At 54.5% G+C, this 25,517-nt stretch carries 23 protein-coding genes; 15 read left to right on the top strand and 8 right to left on the bottom strand.

Annotation, left to right across the window (positions count from 1 at the left end):
* Positions 1-25: 25 nt before the first annotated feature.
* Positions 26-1,192, bottom strand: a complete 1,167-nt coding sequence (locus tag K7H09_RS11610) for an MFS transporter (RefSeq protein WP_230804689.1) — start codon at positions 1,190-1,192, stop codon at positions 26-28.
* 143 nt (positions 1,193-1,335) lie between these two features.
* Here K7H09_RS11610 and K7H09_RS11605 point away from each other — a divergent pair, with 143 nt between their 5' ends.
* Entirely contained in the window at positions 1,336-1,827 is a 492-nt protein-coding gene (locus K7H09_RS11605; RefSeq protein ID WP_230804687.1) for an MmyB family transcriptional regulator, read from the top strand.
* Positions 1,828-1,836: 9 nt separating this feature from the next.
* On the opposite strand, the gene K7H09_RS11600 is transcribed toward K7H09_RS11605, so the two are convergent.
* Positions 1,837-2,730, bottom strand: coding sequence for a LysR family transcriptional regulator (locus K7H09_RS11600; protein ID WP_138799689.1), 894 nt, complete (start codon positions 2,728-2,730; stop codon positions 1,837-1,839).
* 100 nt (positions 2,731-2,830) lie between these two features.
* Between K7H09_RS11600 and K7H09_RS11595 the strand changes: the two genes are divergently transcribed.
* The 6 genes from K7H09_RS11595 (at position 2,831) to K7H09_RS11570 (ending at position 9,479) form a co-directional block, all read left to right on the top strand.
* Positions 2,831-3,490 carry an NADPH-dependent F420 reductase gene (locus tag K7H09_RS11595; protein ID WP_138799690.1) on the top strand — a complete coding sequence of 220 codons (660 nt, stop codon included), beginning with the start codon at positions 2,831-2,833 and terminating at the stop codon, positions 3,488-3,490.
* 208 nt (positions 3,491-3,698) lie between these two features.
* Positions 3,699-4,322 carry a LysE family translocator gene (locus tag K7H09_RS11590; protein WP_138799691.1) on the top strand — a complete coding sequence of 208 codons (624 nt, stop codon included), beginning with the start codon at positions 3,699-3,701 and terminating at the stop codon, positions 4,320-4,322.
* A 268-nt stretch (positions 4,323-4,590) separates the two neighbouring features.
* The gene (locus K7H09_RS11585) at positions 4,591-5,115 is read left to right on the top strand and encodes a sigma-70 family RNA polymerase sigma factor (RefSeq protein ID WP_022519626.1); all 525 of its coding nucleotides are present in this window, start codon (positions 4,591-4,593) and stop codon (positions 5,113-5,115) included.
* Positions 5,112-6,086, top strand: coding sequence for a FecR domain-containing protein (locus K7H09_RS11580; RefSeq protein WP_022519625.1), 975 nt, complete (start codon positions 5,112-5,114; stop codon positions 6,084-6,086). Before K7H09_RS11585 ends, K7H09_RS11580 begins: the two co-directional genes overlap by 4 nt.
* Before the next feature lie 83 nt (positions 6,087-6,169).
* The gene (locus K7H09_RS11575; protein ID WP_230804683.1) at positions 6,170-8,578 is read left to right on the top strand and encodes a TonB-dependent siderophore receptor; all 2,409 of its coding nucleotides are present in this window, start codon (positions 6,170-6,172) and stop codon (positions 8,576-8,578) included.
* Positions 8,579-8,609: 31 nt separating this feature from the next.
* A complete protein-coding gene (locus K7H09_RS11570; protein WP_230804681.1) occupies positions 8,610-9,479 on the top strand; it encodes an alpha/beta hydrolase in 870 nt (289 codons plus the stop codon).
* A gap of 9 nt (positions 9,480-9,488) precedes the next feature.
* On the opposite strand, the gene K7H09_RS11565 is transcribed toward K7H09_RS11570, so the two are convergent.
* Complete coding sequence (locus K7H09_RS11565) at positions 9,489-10,391, bottom strand: LysR family transcriptional regulator (RefSeq protein ID WP_022519622.1); 903 nt, start codon at positions 10,389-10,391, stop codon at positions 9,489-9,491.
* 183 nt (positions 10,392-10,574) lie between these two features.
* Between K7H09_RS11565 and K7H09_RS11560 the strand changes: the two genes are divergently transcribed.
* Positions 10,575-11,153, top strand: coding sequence for an NAD(P)H-dependent oxidoreductase (locus K7H09_RS11560; RefSeq protein ID WP_230804679.1), 579 nt, complete (start codon positions 10,575-10,577; stop codon positions 11,151-11,153).
* A gap of 29 nt (positions 11,154-11,182) precedes the next feature.
* On the opposite strand, the gene msrQ is transcribed toward K7H09_RS11560, so the two are convergent.
* Together msrQ and msrP are read right to left on the bottom strand one after the other, a co-directional pair.
* Positions 11,183-11,803: a protein-methionine-sulfoxide reductase heme-binding subunit MsrQ gene (gene msrQ, locus K7H09_RS11555; RefSeq protein WP_027957221.1), complete on the bottom strand. Its 621-nt coding sequence runs from the start codon at positions 11,801-11,803 to the stop codon at positions 11,183-11,185.
* Complete coding sequence (gene msrP / locus K7H09_RS11550; protein ID WP_141439834.1) at positions 11,803-12,819, bottom strand: protein-methionine-sulfoxide reductase catalytic subunit MsrP; 1,017 nt, start codon at positions 12,817-12,819, stop codon at positions 11,803-11,805. The genes msrQ and msrP overlap by 1 nt, the downstream gene beginning before the upstream one ends.
* 174 nt (positions 12,820-12,993) lie before the next feature.
* Here msrP and K7H09_RS11545 point away from each other — a divergent pair, with 174 nt between their 5' ends.
* From K7H09_RS11545 to K7H09_RS11520, 6 genes are all read left to right on the top strand, one after another.
* Entirely contained in the window at positions 12,994-14,649 is a 1,656-nt protein-coding gene (locus K7H09_RS11545; protein WP_230804677.1) for an FMN-binding glutamate synthase family protein, read from the top strand.
* A gap of 58 nt (positions 14,650-14,707) precedes the next feature.
* Positions 14,708-15,679, top strand: coding sequence for a DUF2157 domain-containing protein (locus K7H09_RS11540; RefSeq protein WP_230804675.1), 972 nt, complete (start codon positions 14,708-14,710; stop codon positions 15,677-15,679).
* Entirely contained in the window at positions 15,676-16,746 is a 1,071-nt protein-coding gene (locus tag K7H09_RS11535) for a DUF4401 domain-containing protein (RefSeq protein WP_230804673.1), read from the top strand. Before K7H09_RS11540 ends, K7H09_RS11535 begins: the two co-directional genes overlap by 4 nt.
* Positions 16,743-17,276, top strand: coding sequence for a GDYXXLXY domain-containing protein (locus K7H09_RS11530; protein WP_141439830.1), 534 nt, complete (start codon positions 16,743-16,745; stop codon positions 17,274-17,276). Before K7H09_RS11535 ends, K7H09_RS11530 begins: the two co-directional genes overlap by 4 nt.
* 189 nt (positions 17,277-17,465) lie before the next feature.
* The gene (locus tag K7H09_RS11525; protein WP_141439829.1) at positions 17,466-19,193 is read left to right on the top strand and encodes a mechanosensitive ion channel family protein; all 1,728 of its coding nucleotides are present in this window, start codon (positions 17,466-17,468) and stop codon (positions 19,191-19,193) included.
* Between the two features lie 92 nt (positions 19,194-19,285).
* A complete protein-coding gene (locus K7H09_RS11520) occupies positions 19,286-19,717 on the top strand; it encodes a helix-turn-helix domain-containing protein (RefSeq protein WP_022519612.1) in 432 nt (143 codons plus the stop codon).
* Between the two features lie 16 nt (positions 19,718-19,733).
* Here the strand turns inward: K7H09_RS11520 and K7H09_RS11515 are convergent, their stop codons facing one another.
* The gene (locus K7H09_RS11515; RefSeq protein WP_141439828.1) at positions 19,734-20,510 is read right to left on the bottom strand and encodes a glutamate racemase; all 777 of its coding nucleotides are present in this window, start codon (positions 20,508-20,510) and stop codon (positions 19,734-19,736) included.
* Positions 20,511-20,692: 182 nt separating this feature from the next.
* Between K7H09_RS11515 and K7H09_RS11510 the strand changes: the two genes are divergently transcribed.
* On the top strand, positions 20,693-21,448 hold the full coding sequence (locus tag K7H09_RS11510; RefSeq protein ID WP_041157703.1) for an alpha/beta hydrolase family protein: 756 nt from the start codon (positions 20,693-20,695) through the stop codon (positions 21,446-21,448).
* A 1-nt stretch (position 21,449) separates the two neighbouring features.
* On the opposite strand, the gene K7H09_RS11505 is transcribed toward K7H09_RS11510, so the two are convergent.
* Both K7H09_RS11505 and K7H09_RS11500 read right to left on the bottom strand, forming a co-directional pair.
* On the bottom strand, positions 21,450-21,797 hold the full coding sequence (locus tag K7H09_RS11505; protein ID WP_039858901.1) for a DUF952 domain-containing protein: 348 nt from the start codon (positions 21,795-21,797) through the stop codon (positions 21,450-21,452).
* Positions 21,798-22,029: 232 nt separating this feature from the next.
* Complete coding sequence (locus K7H09_RS11500) at positions 22,030-25,503, bottom strand: acyl-[ACP]--phospholipid O-acyltransferase (RefSeq protein WP_141439826.1); 3,474 nt, start codon at positions 25,501-25,503, stop codon at positions 22,030-22,032.
* Between the last annotated feature and the right edge of the window lie 14 nt (positions 25,504-25,517).

Genomic DNA, 25,517 nt, shown 5'->3' with positions numbered 1-25,517 from the left:
TGCCACTTGGCGTGCACTAACTGATCTAGCGCTTCATGCGCATGACGATGATTAGCTGTGTTGCTGCACCTGCAGCGGCAATAACCCCCGCGCCAATGGCTAATGTCGAAACGGGAAGGTGGAAAGCCAGCAAAACGCCCCCGAACGCCGCGCCTATCGCACTGCCTAAATAGAGCGCTGATTCATTGAGTGCGACCGCCAGGTTACCGTCGCCGTGGGCTTGGCGTGCACGAACGAGTTCATTGTTTTGTGGCACTTGAAGCGCCCAGCCCACAGCACCCCAAAGCGCAATTGGAAGTAACGTCAGCAGTGGGTGAACCGACGCCGTGAAAGGTAGAGCAATGAGCGCCAAAAAGAGCAGCAACATAATCGCCAGGGTAATCACAGGGCCGATAAACCTGTCCACCAGAGGCCCAATCAGAAAACTGCCCACGACGCCGCCAATCCCCCACACCCATAAATAGCCGGTAATCGACTGAACAGCACCTGACTCGGTGGCCGCCATAAACGGGGCAATAAAGGTATACATCCCCAAACTGGCCACAGCGCCCAATAAGGAAACCGCCAGAATGGCCATGGCATGAGGGCTTCGCAAAATAGCGAGCTTGCGAACAAGTGAAAGCGTTGGTGCGGATGGAAGCGCAGGTAGTTTTACCTGTAGCCCCGCGTAGGCGATTAACCCAAGTGCTGAAATAAGCCACATCGCTGACTCCCAGCCTAAACGCTCCGCCAGTAACAGGCTGATAGGCACCCCCAGTACCGTGCCGCTCGCCATACCACCCATAATGATGGCAATCGCTTTACCGCGGTGAGCCTCAACCGTTATAGCGGCTGAGGCGGCAATGCCCATGGCAAGGTAAACCCCTGCGCCAACGCCAGCGACCGCCCGCCATATCGCGAGTGATATAAAACTGGTGGCGAGGGCGCTAGCGATATTTGCCACAATAAAAACGGCTAACGCTAGTAGTAAACCCAGGCGTTGGTACTTGCCAGGTAGTAGCGCAACGACGACAGGCGAGCCTAAGCCATAGGCTAAGGTGAATGCCGTGACTAACTGAGCAGCCGTGGCCGCAGAGACACTAAAGGCGTCTTCGATCAGGGGAATTAGCCCCGCAGTGACATAAGAGGCCATCCCAAGTGCAAACGCACCCAGTGCCACGAGATATACCGATAAACGAGATTGGTCAGCCATAACGCACTCCAGGCATAAGCATTAGAAAAGAATCCGCCAGCGCTGTTTTGCCAGCGAAGGGCTATTCTGGAGAGGCTTTAAAAGGGGTACAATTTAACTATTTATGCTATTACTAAAAGTGATAAGTTATTCAAGGTAATAAAATGACCGCTCCACGGACGCTGACTCGAACGCGGGAAGACCTAGCTGAGTTTCTACGCATGCACCGAGAGAAAATCGCACCAGAAGAGGTGGGGCTTCCTCGTGGCCGCCGAAGGCGTACGCCGGGGTTAAGGCGTGAAGAAGTGCGTCAGCGCTTGTCACCCTGGGAAACGCAGGTCAGCCAAATGCTATCCAGCTTTCGGCGCGACTTTGCCCGCGCGGCGCAAGACCCCACCATTGATGAGCTTGTCGAAGAGTTAACCAAAGTATCGCCTGAGTTTAAGCAGTTGTGGAAAACCCAGGAGGTCAACGCCCCTTGCCAGGGAGTACGTCATCTTTACCTTGAGGAGTTGGGCGAAGTGGCGTTCGAGCACACGACGTTAACCGTTGATGAAGAGCGCCACTTACGGTTGGTTTATTATGCCGTAAAGGAGGCGGATCCTCAGAGTGCTGCTTTTACCCGCTGGGTGAGGGACGACAAAGGCGCGAGGTAACGGTGGAAGTTAAGCGAACGTGGTCACAACGTCGTCTATGAAATGGCGTAGCTTCGGCGTCATGCGTTGATCGGCGGCGTAGAGCAGGTGCATAGGTCTTGATGGCCCATCATAGTCTGGCAAGATGCGCACCAGCCGCCCGGTGGATAACGCCTCCGTCAATGCAGCTTCGTAGCCCAATGTAATGCCGAATCCTTCCAATGCTGCGCGAAGCAGCCCCTTCCAGTCGTTGACTTGTAGCCGCCCGTTCACGGAAGCGTCGAAATTGCAGTTGTCGCGACTGAAGCGCCACTGCCTGCCCAAGGTGCCGAACCAATAGGCGAACCCCAGACACTCATGCTCAACCAGATCCGCAGGCGTCTCCGGCTCTCCATGCTTCGCTAAGTAGGCAGGCGAGGCGCAGGCGATGAGCTGGTAGGGGGCAAGCGGACGTGCCACCAATGTGGTGCTGTCGCTGATGGGCCCGAGGCGAATGACAGCTTCGTAACCTTCCTCGATAGGATCGACCAGACGATCCGACAAGGTGAGGTCGACCTCCACCTCTGGGTACTTACGAAGGTAGCGGGTGACAAGAGGCACCAGGCTTTGACTGCCAAATGTGACGGGCACGTTGATTCTGAGGCGACCCCGTGGAACGGCCCGGGCCTGTTCCGTCAGCGCTTCGGCCGCCTCGACTTCTGCAAGGATAACCTGACATCGTTCGTGATAGAGATGTCCGATCTCGGTCAGGCTCTGTTTGCGCGTGGTGCGGTGCAAGAGCCGCGACCCAAGCAACTGCTCCAGGGCCATGATGTGTTTGGAAACCATCTGCGTCGATAGGCCGAATTCTGCGGCGGTGGCTGTGAAAGAGCCAAGATCGGCAACCCTCACAAAAATAGCCATGCTCGTTAACCGATCCAGCATTATCAACTCTCAGTGGATTATTAAGTCAATAAAGACCTGTTTATCACGTTTGAGTAACGCAATAAAGTACTGCTTATCTTAAAACGGTCGGGAGAAAGACATGCGGATTGGGGTTATTGGTGCGGGCTTTATCGGACAAGCCTTTGCACGCCAGGTGATTGCGGCAGGCCATGACGTCATGATCAGCAACTCGCGGGGGCCGCAGACACTCCGCAGCATTCCGCCGAAAATTGGAGCACAGATTGGCAGCCTGCATGAAGCCATAGGCTTCGGCGAAATTATACTGATCGCCATTCCTTTTCATCAATATGCCACTCTTCCGGTTGAGCCACTGCGTGACAAGATAGTGCTGGACGCCAATAACTACTATCCAGATCGAGATGGATCGATCCCCGAACTGGATGAGCGCAGGGCGACGACGAGTGGACTGCTGGCGCAGCATTTGACAGGCTCCCGTCTCGTGAAGGCATTCAACGCGATTCTGGCCTCCGATCTGGAGAAGGGTGGGCAGACGCTGCCTTCGGGAAACCGGCGCGCCCTACCGATAGCGGGAGATGACGATGCGGCTAAGGAGAGCGTCGCAAGGTTGGTGCGACAGTTCGGCTTCGACGTTGTCGATGCTGGGTCGCTGGCGGAAAGCTGGCGTTTTGAGCGCGCCAAACCAGCTTACTGTATACCGTTTGATCGGGAGGGGGTGCGTCAGGCGCTCGATGAGGCTCAACGCGACATTGATATGCCGGAAGGATCATGGCGTCGGTGAAAGGAGAAGCAAAGAGAACGATGCTGAGGCATGCGCCTTAAACGGGTGGGTAGTGGGCTGACCTAAACTGAAAGCTGCCAGAAACTCTATCTATAGTTCCGTTTCTGCAAAGCTAAAGAAGTGAATGGCCATAGCGATTTAATGGCAGCATTGTATTTTCTAAACCATGCTTAATCTCCTGCATGCTAGATAAAAATCTGAGGGTTGTATGGAGTTGGTGGGATTTATCGCTGTGGTACTCCTGGCCTATCTAATTCCCGGGCCAGATTTTTTGTTAGTGAGCCGCTATGCCGTGCAGCATAAACATCTAGGTTTCGCCGCTGCTCTGGGTGCCCAGAGTGGTCTTTGCTTGCATATGTTAATGGCGGCTATGGGACTTTCAGCCATCGCTGCGCAATCTGCAGAATTTTTTGTAGTGATACGCTGGGTAGGCGCGGCTTATCTGATATGGCTAGGTATTAGCGTGCTGCGTAAAAGCGAACAACATCAAATTGTACAAGACGAGGTTCAATGCGAAGACGCTTGCACAGGCCATTGCCGAGCCTTCGTGAGTGGTTTTCTGACAAATGTGCTCAACCCCAAAGCCATTGTCTTTTTTCTTAGTGTGTTACCTCAGTTCATGGATCCAGCTGCTGATGTCGTGCGTCAGATTTTGATCCTCGGTGTACTCGATGTGGTTATTGGTGTTGTTTGGTGGTGGGGTGTTGTCTGGCTAATGCAGCGTGTCGCAGATATATTGCGCAAGCCGAATATTCGCCAATGGTGGGATCGAGTGACAGGTGGATTAATGCTCGGTGCTGGAGCCCTTTTGGCACGCAATGGCGTAGGGTAGGCTTCGCCCTTCACCCTTGCAAATACCATCCCGGCAGTTGCACTGCTTAAACTCCATAAACAGCCGGTGCGCTGGGAGGCGTGGTTTGGCGGTAGTACACGGCGTTCACAGCTTGGGTCTGCAGTTCAATAAGAGCGGGCTGTACGTCCACTTTTCAGCGGCAGCTATCGAGGGACAATAGTGTGGTTAAAGAAAATAATAATGATTTGTATTAACTGGCAGCTGTTACTAGAATATCCCTCCGTTTGCTGATCGTTTGGGAGGGGGGATGCCGGTTTCAGCTGAGAATACGCCATTGGCCGAGATGTATAATGCACATCATGGCTGGTTACAGCGTTGGCTGCAGCGCAAAACGGGCTGTAGCTGGCAGGCGGCTGATCTGGCTCAGGATACCTTTCTGCGCATTCTCACCTCTCCGAGTAACGCCGACCAAATTAGCAAACTCCATGAACCGCGTAACTTTCTGACCACCATTGCTCGCCGGGTGTGGGTGGATTTTGTGCGTCGGGATGCCTTGGAAAAAGCCTGGTTGGAAGCCTTAAAGCATCAACCTGAGCCGGTGGTCGTCTCGCCGGAAGAGCAGGCCTTGATTCTGGAAACCCTGTTTCAGATCGATGAAATGTTGGAAGGGTTAGGCAACAAGGTAAGCCAGGCGTTTTTGCTCTGCCATTTGGAGGGTCTGCGTTATGCCGAGATCGCCGAACGTTTGGGGGTATCCGTCAGCTCGGTGAAAAAGTACATGGCCAAAGCCACTGAACATTGCTTGCTGCTGATGTTTGAAGAACCACTATGAGCGATACCCAGGCAACCCGCAAAGATACCCTCAGAGCTGCGGCCCGCTGGTACGCACTGTTGTGCTCGGAAGATGTTACTGCACAGCAAAAACACGCACATGCGGCTTGGTTAGCGGAGGATCCGGCCCACATTCAGGCTTGGCAACAGGTAGAAAAACTGCGTCAGCAATTGCAGGTGATTCCTGGTACTCCTTCGCTCAATGCGTTGCAGATCAAACAACGTCAGAGTCATAGCCGACGAGCAGTGCTGCGCGGCTTTGCTTTATTGGCAGCAGGAAGCGCGCTGGGCTCGTTGGCCTGGCAACAGGCGCCAGTAGAAAGCTGGATGGCCAGCCACCGCACCGCACGGGGAGAACGCCGTGAATATACCCTGGCCGACGGTACGCAATTGGTACTTAACACGGCCACCGCGCTGGATGTAGTGGAAACCTCGACCACGCGGTTGATTCGCCTCTATGAAGGCGAAATCTTTATTCGCACGGGCCAAGGGGCGAAAGGCGTTGCCGCCGCTAAAGCGCTGCAGGTGCATACCGAGCAAGGCACTGTTGTGCCGTTGGGCACCGTGTTTACCGTGCGCAAGCAGGGCACGTCTACCCAAGTCACCGTGCTGGAGGATGAGGTCGAGTTGATTCCGCAGTTGGCTGGTGGCAAGACCCAGCGCCTTGTTGCTGGAGAGCAGGCGCAGATGAGCTCACGCTCTGTAGAGGTTGCCACCGCCACCGCCCAGGCGGATAGCTGGACACGCGGTCTGCTGGTAGCGGTGGACTGGCCGTTGAGCCGTTTGGTAGCAGAGTTGAGCCGTTACCGTACAGGCGTGCTGCGTTGTGATCCCGCCATTGCCGGGCTGAGGGTATCAGGCGCTTTCCCTATTGATGATACCGACCGGGCGCTGCAAGCCATTGCCAATGCGCTGCCGGTTAGCGTCGACCGACTGACCCAATATTGGGTAACTCTCAAATCTAGCGAATAAAAAGTTGGATTATTTATTGTCCCTTTTCCGATCTCGTTCGACCCAGAGATAAAGCAACCGATTCTGGAATTAACGAGATAAAGATGACCAAACCCTTTAACCCCAAGCAGACACTCATATCCCTTCGATACCATCATGGCAAACCTTCGTGCGCGCTTGGCGGTATCGCACTAGGCTGTGCCCTGATGAGTTCGATGTCGCTGTTGCCCCTACAAGCAGCGCAAGCACAAACAGCGGACGGGCAGGCGCAACAGGCTGCTAGCCAGCAGGCATACAGCATCGAACCAGGATCGTTGGGCAGTGTATTGAGCAAGTTCGCCAGCCATGCGGGCATTGTGTTGTCTTTCCCCGCTGACCTCACTGATGACCTGCAAAGCGCTGGATTGAATGGGCGTTATAGCGTGGAGGAGGGGTTTGCCCAGTTGCTTCAGGGTAGTGGTTTGAGAGTGGTCAAGCGGGGGGCCGCGGACTATGTAATGGAAAAAGCAGGTACTGCAGAAAACATGGTATTGGATACCGTGGCAGTGGTAGGCAGCCGAATCAGTAGTGACGGTTATTTGGCTTACAGCACCTCAGCGGGCAGCAAAACCGACACACCGCTGATAGAGCTTGCGCAAAGTATCAGTGTGGTCACCGAAGAGCAGCTTCGTGACCGGCAGCCGTCGTCAGTAGAGCAGGCGGTGGCTTATACGGCTGGGGTTCGGGTTGAAGCAGCGGGGATGGATCCGCGCTTTGACTTGATATCGGTGAGGGGGTATCCGACGGTATATCATGGCGATTTCCTTGATAGCTTGCGCCAACCCAATAGCGGGTGGCTCTCCTACTACTCCACAGTGCCCTATAATCTGGAACGAATTGAGATAGTCAAAGGCCCTGATTCGATGCGCTATGGTCAGCTATCACCGGGTGGGCTGGTGAACCGGGTTAGCAAACGTCCAAGTGCTGATGCGCCACAGGAAGTGCAACTGCAGGTGGGCAGCCATGACCATCTGCAAGGCCAGTTCGATGTGGGTGGTGATATGGGCAGCGATGTGCAGTACCGCTTGGTGGGCGTTATGCGCGATGCGCAAACGGACATTGAACAGGTGGATAATGACGTCTCGCTGCTGGCGCCATCTCTTTATTGGCAGATTAGCGATCGTACCGACATTACCTTTATTACCCAGTATCAGGAACGCCAGACCTCTGCTTCACCGCGTCCTTATCAGGACGGCGATAACCTGACTCATTTTTGGTCCAGCGATGAAGACTTTGACAAGCTGGATCAAGAGCAGTGGGCACTAGGTTATGAATTTAACCACCGTTGGAGTGACCAGCTGCAACTGCAGCAAAATGTGCGCTACGGCCAGGTGGATACCACCAACCAGTACCTCTCAGCAGGCACCTTATCCGGTACAACGCTGAGCCGAAGCAGTGTCGGCCTTTACGAAGAGATGGAGTCTCTTAGTACTGATACTAGGCTGATGGCAACCTTTGATCAGGGCGGGGTGGAACATGAGGTGATGCTAGGCGCCGATTACGCCTATCTCGAGAACGATGTCATTTATGCGGGCGGCAGCGCGCCGTCGATCGATATCGACAACCCGGATTACAGTCAGCCTGTAGCCCAGCCGAGTAACGTGTGGACAAACGACAGTGGGAAAGCCCACCGTAGAGGTCTTTATTTACAGGATCAGGTCAAGCTCGATAACTGGCGTTTGACCGCAGGAATCCGCCGCGACTGGGCGCGTGACGAGACTCGCAACCACCTCACCGGTACTGCCAGCGAAAGCCGGGATGAGAAAAACACTTGGCGCTTTGGCGCACTCTACGCATTTGATTCGGGGCTGTCGCCGTACTTCAGCTATGCGCAATCGTTCCTGCCTGAGAGCGGTACCGATGTGAGCGGCAATGACTTCGATCCTACTGAAGGTGAGCAGTTTGAGCTGGGGCTGAAATATCAGCCAGCGGGCAGTGACGCGATGCTGACTGCGGCGATCTACCAGATCGATGAGGCCAATCGTAAAACCACTGATCTCGAGAACCCGCTATTTCAAGTACAAACCGGAGAAGTGCGTACCCGTGGGCTGGAGCTTGAGGCCGTTGGGAATGTCACCGACGACCTGCGCATGACCGCAAGCTACAACTACAACCGCAGCGAAATCACCGCAGATAATGATGGCAACGAGGGCAGTGACCTGGCGAATACCCCGCGTCACCTGGCGTCCCTGTGGTTGGATTATCGCGTTCCTGCGTTGGAACGGCTGCGTCTTTCCGGTGGGGTGCGCTATATCGGTAGTGAGTACATTGATAATGCCAACAGCAATAAAAACGCTGCATACAGCCTGTTTGATATGGCGGCTCACTATGATTTCGCGGGCTCTTTACAGGGGGTTCGTGCCAGCCTCAACGCCACTAACGTAACGGATGAAGAGCATATCTCCTGTGAGGGCATCTATTGCTATCGCGGTGCCGGTCGCAGTCTGATTGGTAGCATCGCTTACCAGTGGTGATGAAGTGGCAGCGTCGCGGGGGCAACGAGTCATGAAACTTTTTGTGAGTAGTTTAGTGTTTGCTGGGTTGGTTTTAATGGCCGGTTCAGGGGCAGCATACGCAGATGAGCCAGACGTGGCGGCTGAGCGTCAAGTGACCCTTGATCAGACGCTGGAATGGACGATGCAAAACCAGCAAGGTGCCGTCTATCGTATCCTGATCAGCAAACCGGAAGGCGAGGTACCCTACAGCGGCGGTTACCCGGTGATCTATGTGTTGGATGGCAACGCTTATTTCGCTTCGTTGCATGAGGCCAAACGGGCACAGGAGCCGTTCCGCCAGGCCATTATTGTGGGCATCGCTTATCCGGGCGAAGCGCCGCATAACTTCTTGCGCCGCTCTTACGACTTATCACCGCCGGTGGCCGAGGAGCACAACACGCCACCTCAGGGCGGACAGGATGAGCTGTTGGATTTTATCGAGCAGAGCTTGATGCCTGCTATTGCCGAGCGCTTTCCTGTAGATGCTAATCACCAGAGTCTTTATGGCCACTCTTTCGGCGGTATGTTTGCGATTTATGCCTTATTTACTCGGCCGGAGCTGTTTAACCACATTGTCGCGGCCAGCCCCAGTCTCTGGTGGAACAATAGCTACCTGTTGAAACATGAAAGGGACTTCAGTCAGCAGGTGGAGGCAGGGGAGGTTAATGCCATCCATCACAGCCTTTCATTGGTCGTGGCCGACAACGACTCACTCCAGAACCAGCAGGATGCTAGTCAGCTTTATCAGCGGCTTGAAGACCTGTCGGCATATGGTTTGCGTAGCAGTTTTCACAAAGTAGAGGGCGAAGATCATATGTCTATTCCCTTTGTGCTGGAGTCGCGTGTTCTCAAACAGCTTCTGGGCACTCGGGGCGGCTGACCGAGTGTTTTAAGCGATCAAATACTTCCCTGGCAGTTGTTCAGCTAAAAACTCCATAAACAGCCGGGTGCGTTGTGAAAGCGTGGTTTGGCGGTAGTACACGGCGTTCACAGCTTGGGTCTGCATTTCTGTGCAGTCGGGTAGTACATCCACCAGTGTGCCGTTTTGACGGGGAGTGATGGTCATAAAGTCGGCTAAGCAAGCGATGCCTTCTCCCGCAACGGCTAACTCGATTAGTGTACTGCCGCTGGAAGCCGCCAGCGTTGGGGTGATGTGCAGGGGTTGACCATCGGCGCGGAACAGTGGCCAGCGGTTGAGATGATCAAGCTGGCTGAAGCCTAGCAAGCTGTGATCTTGAAGGTCGTCGATGCTTTGCGGCGCGCCTTGGCGTTTAAGGTAGACGGGGCTGGCCAGAAGGCGCAGCGGGCTGTAGCCAAGGAGGCGGGCGTGCAGCGACGAATCTTCAAGCTTGCCAATGCGGATGGCCAAATCAACCCGCTGTTCCAACAGGTCGACAAAGCGATCATGAGTATCCAGCTCCAGCGTAATACCAGGGTAGCGGGCGCGGAACTCGCCAATCACCGGCACAATCACGAACTGCATAAAACTGGGGGCGGCGTTAACTCGTAGCCTGCCTTGGGGCTGGTTGTGGCGATCCAGCATTGCCTCTTCGGCTTCTTCAACGGCAGCCAGAATATGGCGGCAGTGGTTTAGAAACGTTTCTCCCTCTTCGGTAAGTTCCAAGCGGCGCGTTGTGCGACGTAATAGCGTGGCGCCAAGTTTTTGCTCCAGACGGTTAAGCGTACGGCTAACCCCGGAAACGGTCATGCCAAGCCGCTCAGCGGCGCCTGTGATAGAACCGCTATCCACGACTGTCACAAATGCTTTCTGTTCTTCAAGGGTGCTTTTCATAAATTGCTTTTCATAGCGCTGCCGTTTGCCTTAGTGAGTGTTTAACATTGTTGATTTAAAATCAAAAGAGTCTTGCTGGTACGTCGCTTCTTTTTCCGCGCTGTTACTCCCACAATACGCGCCATTAACGTCAAATCTACTCGGTTAGCTTTGATGATGAAACTCTTTGGGAGAAAGCGTTAGATGAAGATTCTACTGATTAACGGGGGCAAGGCGTTTGCCCACTCTGGCGGTAAGCTCAATAATACCCTGCACGGCGTGGCAGTGAGTACGTTGCAGGAAATGGGGTATGAGGTGCGCGAGACGGTGGTTGATCAAGGCTACAATCTTGAGACCGAAGTGCAGAACTACCTATGGGCGGACACCATTGTGTATCAGATGCCGGGTTGGTGGATGGGAACGCCCTGGATCGTTAAGCGCTACATCGATGAGGTATTCACAGAAGGCCACGGTTCGCTCTACGCCAGCGATGGCCGCAGCCGCCAAGATCCGACCAAGCAGTACGGCAGTGGTGGCCTGCTGCAGGGCCGTCGCTATATGCTATCGCTGACCTGGAACGCGCCTTTGGAAGCGTTCGATGAGCCTGACAACTTCTTCGAAGGGCGCGGTGTGGATGGTGTCTACTTCCCATTCCATAAGTCTCAGGAATTTATCGGCTTAGAAGCGCTGCCGACCTTTATCGCCAACGATGTAATGAAGATGCCGGATGTCGATCGCGATAAAGCGGCTTATCGTAAGCATCTGCGCTGCGTACTTGGCTAGGTTTCGTCGGTTGATATCTCTTACAAGCCCTAAGTACGACTCAATCGATGGCGTAGTTTAGGCAGAGTACGGGCAACTGGGGACAGGCGAGTGGACATGATGAGCGCCGCAATGGCGGCATACATGGCCCACTCCTGCATATCCGCGCGCACCACCCAGAAGAAGTGCAGCAGTACCAGCCCTAAAATGGCGTAGGAAAATTTGTGCAGCGGTTTCCAGCGTTTGCCCAGGCGCTTCATTGCCCAGCGGTTGGACGTGGCACCCAGCACAGCAAGGCCGATCAGCGCGATCATGCCGACGATGATGTAGGGGCGTTTGATGATCTCGCTGCCAAGCAGTGCCCAGTTAAGCCCCAGAATAAACAGCGCGTAGCTGAGCATATGCAGGGTGGCGTAGGCGAGTGTCCATAGGCCCAGTTGGCGCCGAATCAGTGCAAAGCCTTTCCAACGGGTGAGCTTGGTAAGTGGGGTAAGGCTGAGCGTGAGCAGCAGCATCCACAGCCCGCCGATGCCGATATTCAGCAGCAGGTAGCGCCCCGGTTCGGGGCCTGCGGCGTTATTTGCCACCTGCCAGCTCCAAAACAGCAGCGGTGCTAGCGCGGCCAGAAACACGCCCACGCGCCATGCTAACCATATACGTGGGCTGGCCATTAATAATTTTCCTTTAAATCCATACCCGCATAGAGCTCGGCGACTTCATCGGCGTAACCGTTAAACATCAGGGTATCAATGGTGTTGGGGTTGAACAGGCTGTTGGGCAGCCGGCGCTCGGTGGCCTGGCTCCAGCGGGGGTGGTCGACGTTGGGATTCACGTTGGCGTAAAAGCCGTACTCGTCGGCGGCGATCTTCTGCCAGGAATTCACCGGCTGTTCTTCCGTCAGCGATATCCGCACAATCGACTTGATGCTCTTGAAGCCGTATTTCCACGGCACGACCAGCCGCAGAGGGGCGCCGTTTTGATTGGGCAATTCCCGGCCGTACATACCCATGGCCAGTATCGTCAGCGGGTGCATGGCTTCGTCCAGGCGTAGGCCTTCCACGTAGGGCCAATCAATGATCGAAAACGAGGAGCGCTGCCCGCGCATTTGCTCTGGATCCACCAGAGTTTCAAAACGTACGTATTTGGCTTTGCTGGTGGGGTCGGCGCGTTTGATGATATCGGCCAGCGGAATACCCAGCCAGGGAATGACCATCGACCATGCCTCAACGCAGCGCAGGCGGTAAATGCGCTCTTCAAACTGCGAGGGCTTGGCGAAGTCCTCCAGGGCAAAGCGCCCGCCGTTATTGACCTCGCCATCGACCACCACGCTCCAGGGCTGGGTTTCCAGGCTGCCCGCATGGCGGGCAGGGTCGCCCTTGTCGGTGCCGAATTCGAAAAAGTTGTTGTAGCCACTGGCGTCATCAAAGGGGGCAATTTTATCTTTGTCAGGATCGCTAGGGGTGACGGCTCGCCACTGGGTTTCGCTGATTTTCTCCTTTAACCACGCTGGTGAATCGCCTTCGGGTACATCGGAGTAGTTGTCGTTAGCGCGGACGTGGCCGGATAGGGCGAGCCCTGCACCTAGGCCTGCGATACCGCCCATAAAACGCCGCCGGGAGAGGTAGATAGATTCCGGCGTGACATCGGATTCGTGTAAATCACTCGGTTTGGCAATCTTTATTAGCATTGGGTGTCTCCACTAAGGCCTTTGTGGGTAGCATACGAGGTGAGTGCAGCATTCGATATTAATGGGTGTAGTAAGTTCGCCAAAACTTACACAAAACCCTTACGATTTAAATTGAGCCTGTCGGGGTAGCTGGTCGCCCCTGTGGTGAACTGTTGATAAGGAGTTCGTGTTCAGATGATCGAAGCCCGGGGATTGACCCGTATTCCTCTGCGTAATGCCGTCTTTGTCGCCTGCCTGATTCTGCTGTTGGTTTCGCTGGTGGGGGTGGTGTTTTCTTTAGCATGGCTTTGGGGCGTGGCGATTTTTGGCATGCTCGCTGGGCTGGGGCTTTATGATCTACGCCAAACGCGGCGAACGGTGAGCCGTAACTATCCTGTTCTGGCCCATTTTCGCTATGTTCTAGAGTCTATTGGGCCGGAAATACGTCAGTATTTTATCCAGTCCGATCTTGACGAACGACCATTTTCCCGCGAGCAGCGCGCTGTGGTCTATCAGCGTTCTAAAAATGAGAGTGATAAAAAGCCTTTTGGCTCTCTGCTGGATATGTATCAGCCGGGGCATGAGTGGATCAACCACTCGCTACTTCCCCGGGCTATCGAAAACAGTGACTTCAGGATTCGGGTGGGCGGTAGCCGCTGCAGCCAACCCTACCTGGCGAGTGTTTTCAATATTTCGGCCATGAGTTTCGGTTCGCTTTCGGGCAACGCTATCGAGGCGCTGAATGCGGGCGCTGGTAAAGGTGGTTTCTATCACGATACTGGTGAAGGCTCTATTTCCGGCTATCACCGCAAGCATGGAGGTGATCTCGTCTGGGAAATAGGCTCTGGTTACTTTGGCTGCCGCAACGACGATGGCTCGTTTAATGCGGAGCGCTTTGCAGCTAACGCCAGTGCCGATCAGGTGAAAATGATCGAAATCAAACTTTCCCAGGGCGCCAAACCGGGCCATGGCGGTATATTGCCAGCGGCTAAGGTAACTGCCGAAATTGCCGAAGCGCGAGAAGTCCCCATGGGCCAGGACGTGATTTCACCCGCTGCCCATTCAGCTTTCTCGACGCCGCTGGAACTGATGGCATTCATTGCCCGCCTGCGTTCGCTTTCTGGGGGTAAACCGATCGGCTTCAAGCTGGCGATTGGCCATCCCTGGGAGTGGTTTGCGATCGTTAAGGCAATGCTAGAAACCGGCGAGCGTCCTGATTTTATAGTGGTGGACGGTGGCGAAGGAGGAACCGGTGCGGCACCGCTGGAGTTTATCAATCGTATAGGTGTGCCTTTAACAGAAGCCGTTACGCTGGTTCACAATACCCTGGTGGGGGCCGGGCTGCGCGAGGAGATTCGTATCGGCGCGGCGGGTAAGATTATGTCCGGTTTTCACATTGCCCGAACCATGGCACTAGGGGCTGATTGGTGCAATTCGGCCAGGGGCTTTATGTTTTCATTAGGGTGTATTCAGGCGCTTAACTGCCATTCCGACAAATGCCCCAGCGGCGTGGCTACTCAAGACCCTAACCGCAGCCGCCATTTGGACATTGTCGATAAAACAGCGCGGGTCTACCACTTCCACCGCAATACCTTAAAAGCGCTGGCGGAAATGCTAGGTGCCGCAGGGCTTAGCCACCCTAGTGAGCTGGGGCCCGAGCACATTATCCGGCGTGTCTCGGAAAACGAGATTCAGTCCTACGATCAGATATTCACCTTCTTAAAACCCAATGAACTGCTCAATGCAAAGTGCGAGCACACGGTATTCAAGCACTATTGGGAAAATGCCCGAGCCGACTCCTTCCAGCCGCCTGCGCAGGTTGCTCGGTTGCGCTTTACTAAGTTGGAGTGATCGTGGCGCTTAGCCTAGATTACTTTGTTTCCACTGCGCCGTTTAGAAGGGAGCCCCCATGGCATCTACCCGCCGTGAACTGATACCACTGATTGAGCAGGGCGTGATACCGCCTGAACAGGTGACGCGCGCAGTGCAAGCTTCTGGGCTGCACCCTTCGCCTCGCGCTTGGGCTCTGTTTATTGATCGCTTACTGCTGTGGCTAGGCGGACTGGCGCTGGCCTTCGCGGTGCTGTTTTTCATCGCTTATAACTGGGCTGAGATGGGCCGTTGGCTGCGCTTTGGCGTGGTGCAGGCAGCGATGGTGCTGGCGGTAGTTGTCGCCATTTGGCCCAAGTACAGCCCGATGGTTCAGCGTGTGGCGCTAACCTCGGCCACATTATTGTTGGGGGTGCTGTTAGCGCTGTTCGGGCAGGTGTACCAGACCGGTGCCGATCCGTGGCAACTGTTTTTTACTTGGGCGGTGCTCACGTTGCCCTGGGTCTGGATGGCGCGTTTTGAGCTGCTCTGGGTGTTGTGGCTGGGGTTACTTAATTTGGCCGTCGGGCTCTATTTTCGTACCTGGGGCGGGCCGTTTGGCGTTTTGGTCAGTAGCGATGCCGCGCTTTGGGGGCTGTTTGGGCTCAATACCCTTGCCTTGGCGACATGGGAATGGGGGGCTCGTTGCCGGAACTGGTCACGGCAGTGGGCACTACGCTTGCTGGCGGTGGGTAGCGGGGTGCCTATGACGCTGTTAACGATGAGGTTGATAGTCGATGCAGGCCTCGTATGGTCGCCAATGCTGGCGATTTACTCACTCTGGCTGGCGGTGCTGTATGGCGTTTATCGCTATTGGCGGCCTGACCTGTTTATGATCGCGGGCGGCTGTGTCTCGGCGTTAACGGTGACCACACTGCTGCTTGCCAGGCTGTTGCTCTGGGAAGGCGATTGGCAGGAGGGAAGTCTGCTGCTGATCACCATCGCGGTACTGGCGATGGGCGCTGGGGCCGTGGTATGGCTAAAGCGGCTACATCGGGAGATTTCCCAGTGACGAACAACGTTAATGATTTAAGCGTTAGGCTGAGCCAAGCGGGTATTCCGTTAAACGAGCCTACTTCCCCAGCGCAGTTGCAAACGCCTTGGTTTGTACGTGCGCTGCAGGCCTTTTCAGGCTGGTTAGCGGCGCTATTTCTGCTCGGCTTTATCGCCATGGGCGTGGTGTTCATGGTGGAGAGCCCCGCCGCGTCGTTGGGCCTGGGGCTTGTGATGATCGGCGCGGCTTATGGGCTGTTTTGCAAAGCTCGCGGTGATGTGCTCGAGCACTTGGCGCTTGCGGTTAGCTTAGCCGGGCAACTGCTAATAGCGTGGGCGCTGGTCGAGTTCTGGAATGTGTCCACTTATTTGTGGTGGTCGCTGCTGGCCTTACAGTGCGCACTGGCGCTGGTAATGCCAAGCCAGGTACATCGCACCTTTTCAGCCTTTGCCGCCAGCTTGGCGCTCTATATGGTTTTGGCAGTGAACGCTATGGCGCCAGCAGCGGGTGGATTGGTGCTGTTGGCACTGGCGCTGCTCTGGCTGAATGAATTTCGCTGTCCTGGCCGTATTCAAGATGTGCAAGCATGGGGCTACGGCCTTTTGATAGGCCTCTTGATGATGCAGGGATTAGCGCATAGCGGCCACTCCTTTGCCTTCTGGTTTGACGCACAGAGCACTAACGCTTTTGCATGGTCAGCACCCTGGTTGAACGCCGTGTTAGTGGCACTCTCTCTGGCGTTGCTGCTCTATACCATCCCTCATTCCAAAACCCATTGGGGGTTGTATCTCAGTCCTTTAGCGCTGCTGTTGGTCTCATTTTATGCACCGAGTGTGGGCCAAGGTTTGGTCGTCGTACTGTTAGGGTTCGCGATCGGGCATCGCCTAGTGCTGGGGCTTGGAGTGCTTTCTCTGCTGATGGGCATTGGCAGCTATTACTACTGGCTGGACGCAACACTGTTAACCAAGGCTCTAACGTTGCTGGTGTTGGGGGGAGGGCTGCTGGCGCTACGTTGGACGCTGCTCAAGTGGTTGAGCGTAGCGGAAAATAGTCCGTCGACCTCTGTGGAAGGACATGGGAAATGATGCTGAAAGCCAAGCGAAATCGCTGGATCATAGTGTTAACCACCGTCGTTGTGTTGGTGGCGGTGAACTGGGCAATTTGGCAGAAAGAGCATCACTTAGCCGAAGGTGAAATTGTTTACTTGGAACTGGCGCCCGTCGACCCGCGCTCATTGATGCAGGGCGACTATATGGCGCTAAACTTTGCGCTGGGTAACCAAATTCAAAGCGCGCTTCATCAGAGTGAGCGTGATGAAGACTCGCTGAAAACACGTAACGGCCATGTGGTGGTGCGTTTGGATGAACAGCGTATTGCTCACTTCCAGCGTTTGGATGAAGGTACTTCTTTACGCGACGACGAACAACGCCTGCGCTACCGGCTACGCAATGGTCAGGTACGCTTTGCCACCGATGCGTTTTTCTTTCAGGAGGGGTACGGTGAGCGCTATGAGCCAGCGCGTTATGGTCAGTTTAGGGTGAATACCAAGGGCGAGCCCTTGCTGGTGGCTTTATACAATGCAGAATTAACTAAGTTAGGAGAAAGCGTTAAGTAAAATTTACTTTATCTGGCGAGCTGTTCTCATCCCACTTTTCACTATTGCATTCTGTCTTGCTTCATTCAGTAAGGTAGGCTGTACTTTGTTCCTCCACTGACATGGATAGTCCAGTAATGACGCTGGACTGGCTCGATAGGGCCGGTCGGTGGGTAGTCAAACTGACCCACTTCAATGAATAAGGCATTTATGAAAGCAAACAGCTCGTGGCTCGCATGGGTTTTGTTGGTGATGGCACTGACCTTTTCCAACCTATGCGCGGCACAAACTCAAGGAGGAGAGAGCGAAAGTGAGCGGTGGTTTACCATCGATGCGTTAAATACGGGGCTTGGTGAACCTCCCGAAGAGGCAAACCGAGTAACACCGCGAGAATCGATCAGGAGTTTTCTGAAGCTAACGGATCAGGAGGAGTATGAGGCCGCTGCCCATATGCTCAACCTTTCCGAGTTCTCAGAGGATGAACAACGCGAGCAGGGGAGTGAACTCGCCCGGCAACTGGCAGAGGTTTTTCAACGCGGCGATTGGTTGAGCGTTTCCGATCTGCCCGGTCGCGAAGACGCGGTGATTGAAGATCCCGCAGGCCAAAACCCCCGCGTTGGCGAGACCCGTCGCAACGTTGAGGTCTCCTCTTTAAAAGCCGATGGCGAAACCTACGATATCCGCTTGGGTCGATACCGCGTGGGTGACCAGGAGCCAGTCTGGCTAATCATGCCTATCAGTGTGTCTTATATTCCGGCGCTGTATGAACAGTACGGCCCCTCAGCTCTGGAAAGCTATATTCCCGAACGCTTCCAGACCTCGTTTGGCGTCCTGAGAATTTGGGAATGGATCGCGATTCCCTTGTTTGTGCTATTTATCGGGCTCGTAGGGTGGGGAGTTCACCGTCTGATCAGCTTGATGTCGAAATGGTTACCTTCAGGAGTGTCGAGCATTTTTGCCAGCCAAATCGGTATGCCTGGGGCGCTGATTGCGATGTCGCTGGTTACCCAGATGGTGCTGGATTATGTGGTGTCGTTTTCAGCGGTTGCCACGACGACCTTCCGAGTTTTACTCATCAGTATTTTGGCCTGGGGAGTCGGCACGGTTGCGTTGCGCTTAGTGGATACCATTATGCTGCGTTTAACGCGGCGTATAGTGGGGGAAATCGATGATACCAAGCCCAGAGACGAGCGCAGACTACTGACGTCACTCTACGCGTTGCGCCGAGTCATTATTCTGATCACCGTTACCGGCGTATCCATCTACATACTGGGCCAGGTTCAGCTCTTCGAAACCCTTGGCTTATCGATTCTGGCGTCTGCCAGTGTATTGGCCGTATTAGTGGGCGTGGCGGGCCAAACGGTACTTGGCAATATCCTCGCTTCATTTCAGTTATCGTTTGCTAAACCCATTCGCATTGGCGATTTGGTGATCTTTGAAGACGAGTGGTGCTATGTCGAAGGTATTTTTTATACCTTTATCCGGTTGAGGTCATGGGATGAGCGGCGTTTGATTGTGCCCGTTACCTATTTTACTTCTAAGCCATTCGACAATTTGTCGGTAAAAAGTACCAAGATGTACCGGTCATTGACGCTGACGCTTCACTTAAGCGCCGATATAGGACTGTTAAGAGAGAAATTTCTCGAGGTCGCCAAAGAAGAAGACAGCGTTATCGAACACCATAAGCTGCTCTGCTACGTAACGGCACAAACAGGAACGGCGCAAACCGTCACCTGTTACCTCATGACCTCAGACCCTTTGGCGGGTTGGACAGCGGAAATGAATTTGCGCGAGAAGCTGTTGGCGTTTATCCGCGATAACCATCCAGAGTGGTGGCCACGTGAAATTGTGGTTATCAGTCACAACGATATCGCCCGCGGGTCGCAAGGGAAAAGCTCGGGGGAAATGGATAGTGTTGAGGTGAAACCATCTGAATAAAGGGGGATTGTGCAGCGGAAGATAACGCTTTTGCGTATTTTATCCATAGAGTAGTCTTGTTATGACAAGGGTAAGTGGAAAAAGGAGTGACTATGCACGCACTCGTTGAGCAAGCGACGGAACACTGGGTTTATCTTGCCCCTCTTCTTAGCGATCCACATTCCGAAGCTGAATACGATGCCCGGGTCGAGGCGCTTGATGAAATTCTTGATCTTGTCGGTGACGATGAGACACACCCACTTGTCGGCCTGGCGAATCGCTTGGGTGATATCATTGAGTCCTATGATGAAGCACATCGCCCGATGCCTGAGGTGTCTGGAAGTGAGGTACTTCGCTACCTTATGCAAGAGCATGGGATAGCGCAGAGCGAGCTACCTGAAGTTGGCGCTCAATCAGTGGTGTCTGAAGTTCTCAGTGGGCGCCGCAAGCTGAACTGGCGCCAAATCTGCGAGCTTTCGGAACGGTTTGGCATCGCTACCGACTCGTTTAAAGAACCCAGGGAAAAACTACGCGTTTTGACCTGATAAAGCCTTATGGCGCTTAGACTACCTCTAGCGGTATATCGACGCCGAACTGCTGCAACATACGTCGGAATGTCTCAACATCATAGGCCTCGCTTTCTGTCACCAGACCTTGAATTTGGCCTGTGCCCGGCGTGCCATCGCCTAATCCAGCGACAATCGATTCGGCGGGGTCGAGGAATCGGCAACTGGGTCTCGCCGCTTCGAAGAAGGAGCGAAGCCATGGTAAATGCGTGCTGGAAAGTGTCAGCGTGTCGATATCGGGGTGCTGCCGGAAGACGCTGTCGATAAAAGCAGTGACCGCTTTCTGCGTCGCTTTTGGGTCGAAGAGAAAGGAGCCATTCTCGACAAGCTCCACCATGGACGAAGCATTGATCAGGCTGACATTCTCCGGGTGGGGTGCATGGCGAGCTATGAACTGCTTGAGCGGCGAGCTTTCGATGAGTGAATGCACCCCCATGATGCCGATCTTGCCGCTCGCCGACATAGCGAGTGCTTCTTCGATGGGCGGGTAGACGCCGAACAATCGCACCAAGGTGCTTTGGCGAACGTCATCCAGCACCATGATAGACGGTGCGTTCGATGCGATGACGATGGCAGAGGGTGCATAGCCCTCAAGAAAACGCAGTGTGCGATGCATGACAGCGAGTAGCTCTTCACGCCCTTTGCTCCCATAAGGAAAGCTCGCCCGATCAGCGAAATAAACAATATCCTGTTTGGGAAGGCGCTTATGTATCTCGGCAACAATGGCATAGCTACCAATGCCAGCGTCGAAAACAGCGATTGGCTGGTGCATAGTAATATCCTGGGTGTCGGCTAAAGTCTAATGATCCATAATATTCTAATGCGATGGAAGCGTCATTTTTAGCTACTATGCTAGTTAAACTTTATACGATGCTGGGGCACGGCATCGCATAAATTCGAAATGAATAGCATGGTGATGGCAGAGAAATTTATGGTGAATGAGTGGTTGTCTAAATGTCGTTAAATATTGTGCAGCGTTTGCTACCCGGCTGGGGCGTTACTTATGGCCCACCGGGCCATGACTCTTTTCCAGCCGTCATGTTGTTGCATGGTTCTGAAGGCGCATGGGCGGGGTGGAGCCATCGTGATGCGATGCTATTCGCCGCCCATGGCTTCTTGGCGTTCCCTTATGGCTACTCAAGCGGCGGTAATGCATGGAATGCGGGGCATATTATCGATTACCCACTGGATCGCAGCGTGGAGGCATTTAAAGCCCTACGAGAATTCCAGTTCGCTGATGAGCGGGTAGGGCTTTATGGTATTTCACGCGGTGCCGAGCATGCGTTATTGCTCGCTTCCCTAATGGCAAGAGATAAGATCAAGGGCGCACCTGATGCCATCGCTGCGCATAGCCCGCCGGATGTTGTGTGCGGGGCCTTTGATGCACGTAGTTTTCGCGATGTAGGGGATCCAGGCTGGCAAGCCTGGGACGTCAGCAAACGCGCCTGGACATGGCGTGACAGTCACGAAAGCTTGCTACCGACCACGCCGATCGAAATCGAACGCTACCCTGGGCCGCTACTACTTTCCCATGGCACCAAAGACCGAATGTGGTCGGTGGAAATGACCAAACGCCTGGAACAACGCCTGCGCGAGCATGGCCGCTCCCCAGAAGTTCACTACTACGAAGGTGAAGATCATATACCTAGTAGCTCAGGGCAGAATAAGCACTATGGGCTGCTGCTAGATTTCTTTTCAAAACACCTGTAAGTCACTGTTCCTCATTTTTCCATCCAAAAAGCCCATCTCGGTAGCTAAGAGGTATGGCGGTGATGATGGCTGCTTGGGGCAGGTTGTCGATATGCGCTCTCGGTTGCAGCCAGGGCTGCTCATCACTGGGTGGCAACCACTCAATACGGTCGTTAAATAGCGCATCATCAATCTCTAACACCAACGGTGCTTCTGCATAGACGAAGTATTTGTTGGCGATAAAAAGAACAGCTTCTTCAACATTCAAATGAACGCAGTCGAGCTTATGATCGTTTCCGCAGCGGGGTACATAGCCAAGTTGCTGAGTTTGATCCCAAATAGTTTTACTAACGACTCTGAATAAGCGCATAAGAGCTCCAGTGGTTTTTTTCCGACTAAGGTAGCCTAAAACCTAAAGTTAACTTGAGGTCAAGTGGCGCTGAAGATGTAATATCAGGTATGAAGTCATGCTGCTGATTGAGCAATGGCTAAGCTAAGCGGCCTGCTGATTTTAGAACTGATTTATTAAGAAGAGCTCGATACTGCACAGCGCATATTGAGTTTGGGCTTTGCTGTACAGTATCTCACTCCAACACTAGCTTTTAATGCTTCAGTTCTTCCTCTATTAGTGCTTGGGCCAAACGTTTCGCCCCTGCAAAATCCGCTTTTCCAGAGCCAAGATGCGGAATGGTCTCCACCGTCAACCAGTGGCTGGGGATCATCATTGAGGATGTACCGTTGGCGAGCATGGCGGCCTTAACGGTGTTGGCGTCTAGTGCTGTTTCTGACAGCAGCACAATGCGCTCGCCTTTGCGGCTATCGGGGATGCTAACCGCCATCAACGCCGTGTCTGTATTCTCCAAGGCCGCTTTAACTGCCGCTTCAACGGCGCTGAGGCTGATCATTTCGCCGCCGATCTTGGCGAAGCGGGCGTAGCGGTCAATCAAGGTTAAAAAGCCGTCTTCGTCGATAAAGCCTTTATCTCCTGTGATGTACCAGCGGTGGCCATCGGCCTCGTGGAGCGCCTTGGCCGTGGGCTTGGCGTCATTGAGGTAGCCCTGCATGATCTGCGGGCCGCTGATCAATATCATGCCTGCCTCGCCGGTGGGCAGTTCTTCAAAGCTCTTCGGGTCGACGATTTTGAAGCTGGTGCCGGGCAGCGGCATACCCACGGTGCCTGGCTTGCTGCCACGCTGCACTTGCTGATAGTGAACGCCCATGGCATCGGGAAGATTCACTGACGCAACGGGGGCGATTTCGGTGGCGCCGTAGCCTTCGTAAATGGGCTTGTGGAATTTCAGCGCAAAGCTGGTGCGTACGTTGTCGTCGAGTTTTTCCGCCCCGGCAACCACCACTCTCAAGCTTTCCAGCATTAACGGATGCACTTTTGAGCTACGTACAAACAGCCTTAAAAAGCTGGAGGTGCCGAACATAATAGTGGCTTTGTGCTTGGCAATCGCGCCCGCAATGCCAGGAGCATCGGTGGGGTCGGGGTGGCACACCAGCGGCAGCCCTTCAATTAGCGGCAGCAGTTGGGTGACCGTAAGGCCAAAGGCGTGAAACAGCGGGAGTGAGCCCATTACCACGTCGTTGCTCTGGGTGTTAAGTACGTCAGAGGTCTGTTTGATATTGGCCATCAGGTTGCGGTGGCTGAGCATTATGCCTTTGGGCTCGCCTTCGCTGCCGCTAGAGAAAAGGATGGCGGCGGTGGCATCGGCATCATGGCCGTGGCAGAAGCAGCGCTGCAGTAGCCACGTGGGTAATAAGCGCACGGCAAGCCAAGTGCTCAAACGCTCGGCATGGCCAATCGTGGTCTGCAGGTCTTCTAAAAAGACCACCTGCTTCTCGCTAAGCAATTGGCTAACGTCGAGCCCGCGCTGCTCGAGCTTCTTCACAAAGCGCTGTGAGGTGAAGACGGTAGCGATTTCCGCCTGGGAAAGGGCAGAGGTCAGCGCCTCGTGGTCGGCGGTGTAATTAAGATTCACCACCGTTTTACCCGCTAGCAGCGTGGCCATATTGGCGATAGCCCCGGCACTGCTGGTAGGTAGCAGTAGGCCAACGTTCTGCCCTGGGTTGAGCTTGCGAAGTCGTTTTGCCATCAGCAGGCTGGCAGTGAACGCTTGGCTTGCGCTGAGTGGGCGGCCCAGCGTATCGGCCAGGGCAAGGTCGCTAGGGCGGCGCTTAACGCTTTGAATCCAGGCGTTAGGCAGGCTCGGGAGCTCGCCCATGGCCCGCTGCCAAGAGCGGGTAGCCTGCTCAAAAATACGTCGTTTGAGCACATCGGCGGGGGTGTCCTTGGGCAGCGGCTTGCCAAAGGCGACCACTACCGAGCGGTGCAGAGGCGCATTGCGCAGCTCTTTAAGCTTGCTGGAAGATCGGGAGAACTGGCTGCCCCACAGGCCTCGCAGGTAGAAGGGCACAATTTTGACGTCTGGATTTGCCATGTCACAGGCACGCTCGTAACCGCGGCGGAATTCGCCCAGTTGACCAGTGCGGCTGATCGCCCCTTCAGGAAACAGGCACACCACTTCGCCTGCGTTGAGCTGTTCAGCAACACCGGCTAGGGCCTTTTCGGCACCGCTGCCACGCTCGATGGGAATACAGCCCAAGGCTTTGAAGAACCAGCGCAGGTACCAACGCTGGTAAACCGATCTGAGCATCACGAAACGCACCGGTCGAGGGCTGGCGATCTGTACCATGGCCCAATCCACCCAACTGATATGGTTGCCCAATAGCAGCACGCCGCCCTGGGCGGGCAGGTTCTGCAAGCCATGGACGTCTACGCGATAGCGGCGTGTCAGCAGGAAGCTCAACAGAAAGCGCACCAAGCTTTGGGGTAGCTTAACAATGGTGTAACCACCGCCCACCATGGCCACGGTAGCGATAAGTAGCAGCAGGTAGTGGCTATTCACTCCCGCCAACGCGAACAGCGCCGTGAGCACCAAAAAGCCCAGCATGGCGATGTTTTGAATCCAGTTATTAGCGGCCAGTACGGTGCCTAGCTCGTTGTCGGCGGCGTGAAACTGAATCAGCGCATTGAGCGGCACGATGAACAGCCCACCCATGATGCCGATGAACACAAAGTTCAGCGCTTGGCCAACGGGTGTGGTCAACAGCGGCAAGCACCATAAACCCACGGCCACCCCAATAGCGCCTACGGGGATCAAGCCGGTTTCAATACGGTTGTGGGAAAGTTTGCTGGCGAATAGCGAGCCAAGTGCAATTCCGATGCCGCTAGCGGCGAGAATTCCCTGAAGCACTAAGGTGTTATCGATACTCAGGGCATCTTTGGCATAAGCGGGAAAAGCCGCCAGCAGTACTTGGCCCACTGACCAAAAGGTGGCAAGGCCGATAATGGAGAGCCTGATGACAGGCTGGCGAGCGATAATCCTCAGGTTGTCTTTCAAGGCAGCACCCTTGATGTAGCGCTGCCAGGTCAGCGGTATATCTGACCGAGTGGTGTTATCAAGCGGAAGGCGGTAAAGCGCCACCATCTGGATGGCGCTATTGAGCACCAGCAGCCAGCCCAGAGGGGCTATTTGGCGCAACAGCTGCGCTGGGGTTTGATCGTCAGGGGTAATCCAGGTTTCAAACAGCGCGGTAAACGCCACGGTGCCCGCCAGAATGGCTCCAATCGTGACGGCCTGGATCAGCCCGTTGGCTTCCGCCAAGCGCGGCTTGCCGAATAGCCCTTTTACCAGACCGTATTTGGCCGGCGAGTAAAAGGCTGATTGAATCGCCAGCAGCAGCGTCATGGAAAAAGCCAACCAGAACCAGCCCTGGTAGTAAGCGGCGGTGATGCCCAGTGAGACCACGACGGCGGCCCAGGCCGATGTACGCAGAATGCGTACCTTGGGGTAGCTGTCAGCTACATGGCCCGCCGGGCTGAACAGTAAAATAAACGGCAGTAGGATAAGTCCGTTGACCAGTGCAGTGAGCACGACCTGTGCTTCGCCATCGTAACTTTTGAAGATCGTGTTCTGAATGACGATCTTGTGGCCTAGATCCACAAAGGCATTGAGAAAAATAGCGATCAAATAGGGCAAAGCGCCCTTCAAGTGCAGTAGTCGATGCATCGTTGTTTAGCCTT

It is taken from the genome of Halomonas sp. IOP_14, assembly GCF_021021315.1.
GTDB lineage: Bacteria > Pseudomonadota > Gammaproteobacteria > Pseudomonadales > Halomonadaceae > Vreelandella > Vreelandella titanicae.
The sequence above is the reverse complement of the archived record's forward strand: the minus strand, read 5'-3'. Positions and strand labels throughout refer to the sequence as shown.

Bases quoted from the DNA above. Each gene is read 5' to 3' on its own strand.
- K7H09_RS11610 (WP_230804689.1), bottom strand. From the start codon at position 1,192: ATGGCTGACCAATCTCGTTTATCGGTATATCTCGTGGCACTGGGTGCG.
- K7H09_RS11605 (WP_230804687.1), top strand. From the start codon at position 1,336: ATGACCGCTCCACGGACGCTGACTCGAACGCGGGAAGACCTAGCTGAG.
- K7H09_RS11600 (WP_138799689.1), bottom strand. From the start codon at position 2,730: ATGCTGGATCGGTTAACGAGCATGGCTATTTTTGTGAGGGTTGCCGAT.
- K7H09_RS11595 (WP_138799690.1), top strand. From the start codon at position 2,831: ATGCGGATTGGGGTTATTGGTGCGGGCTTTATCGGACAAGCCTTTGCA.
- K7H09_RS11590 (WP_138799691.1), top strand. From the start codon at position 3,699: ATGGAGTTGGTGGGATTTATCGCTGTGGTACTCCTGGCCTATCTAATT.
- K7H09_RS11585 (WP_022519626.1), top strand. From the start codon at position 4,591: ATGCCGGTTTCAGCTGAGAATACGCCATTGGCCGAGATGTATAATGCA.
- K7H09_RS11580 (WP_022519625.1), top strand. From the start codon at position 5,112: ATGAGCGATACCCAGGCAACCCGCAAAGATACCCTCAGAGCTGCGGCC.
- K7H09_RS11575 (WP_230804683.1), top strand. From the start codon at position 6,170: ATGACCAAACCCTTTAACCCCAAGCAGACACTCATATCCCTTCGATAC.
- K7H09_RS11570 (WP_230804681.1), top strand. From the start codon at position 8,610: ATGAAACTTTTTGTGAGTAGTTTAGTGTTTGCTGGGTTGGTTTTAATG.
- K7H09_RS11565 (WP_022519622.1), bottom strand. From the start codon at position 10,391: ATGAAAAGCACCCTTGAAGAACAGAAAGCATTTGTGACAGTCGTGGAT.
- K7H09_RS11560 (WP_230804679.1), top strand. From the start codon at position 10,575: ATGAAGATTCTACTGATTAACGGGGGCAAGGCGTTTGCCCACTCTGGC.
- msrQ (WP_027957221.1), bottom strand. From the start codon at position 11,803: ATGGCCAGCCCACGTATATGGTTAGCATGGCGCGTGGGCGTGTTTCTG.
- msrP (WP_141439834.1), bottom strand. From the start codon at position 12,819: ATGCTAATAAAGATTGCCAAACCGAGTGATTTACACGAATCCGATGTC.
- K7H09_RS11545 (WP_230804677.1), top strand. From the start codon at position 12,994: ATGATCGAAGCCCGGGGATTGACCCGTATTCCTCTGCGTAATGCCGTC.
- K7H09_RS11540 (WP_230804675.1), top strand. From the start codon at position 14,708: ATGGCATCTACCCGCCGTGAACTGATACCACTGATTGAGCAGGGCGTG.
- K7H09_RS11530 (WP_141439830.1), top strand. From the start codon at position 16,743: ATGATGCTGAAAGCCAAGCGAAATCGCTGGATCATAGTGTTAACCACC.
- K7H09_RS11525 (WP_141439829.1), top strand. From the start codon at position 17,466: ATGAAAGCAAACAGCTCGTGGCTCGCATGGGTTTTGTTGGTGATGGCA.
- K7H09_RS11520 (WP_022519612.1), top strand. From the start codon at position 19,286: ATGCACGCACTCGTTGAGCAAGCGACGGAACACTGGGTTTATCTTGCC.
- K7H09_RS11515 (WP_141439828.1), bottom strand. From the start codon at position 20,510: ATGCACCAGCCAATCGCTGTTTTCGACGCTGGCATTGGTAGCTATGCC.
- K7H09_RS11510 (WP_041157703.1), top strand. From the start codon at position 20,693: ATGTCGTTAAATATTGTGCAGCGTTTGCTACCCGGCTGGGGCGTTACT.
- K7H09_RS11505 (WP_039858901.1), bottom strand. From the start codon at position 21,797: ATGCGCTTATTCAGAGTCGTTAGTAAAACTATTTGGGATCAAACTCAG.
- K7H09_RS11500 (WP_141439826.1), bottom strand. From the start codon at position 25,503: ATGCATCGACTACTGCACTTGAAGGGCGCTTTGCCCTATTTGATCGCT.